The following is a 241-nucleotide window of genomic DNA, read 5'->3' as shown; positions in this document are numbered from 1 at the left end:
GGTGGCCACCGCGGAGGACATGTTCCAGGCGCGCGTGGACCACGTGGACGCCGTGGACCTCGCCGGCTTCAAGGGCCTGGTGGACGCCCTGGGCGGCGTCAGCGTGGGCAACCCCAGCGCCTTCGTCTCGACCGGCGGCATCGACTTCCCCGCGGGCACCGTGCAGATGGACGGGGGCAAGGCCCTGGCCTACGCGCGGGAGCGGTACAACCTGCCGCGCAGCGACTTCGGCCGCGTGGTG

The 241-nt window shown here is 73.4% G+C and carries 1 protein-coding gene; it reads left to right on the top strand.

The features are described from left to right. Position 1: 1 nt before the first annotated feature. Positions 2-241, top strand: a 240-nt coding sequence (locus KVS67_RS12835; RefSeq protein WP_368669075.1) for an LCP family protein, incomplete at its 3' end; no start/stop codon positions are given.

This window comes from Micrococcus sp. GbtcB5, from assembly GCF_019091605.1.
GTDB classification, from domain to species: Bacteria; Actinomycetota; Actinomycetes; order Actinomycetales; family Micrococcaceae; genus Micrococcus; species Micrococcus luteus.
Note: the sequence above shows the minus strand (reverse complement) of the source record. Positions and strands in the feature narration are given on the sequence as shown.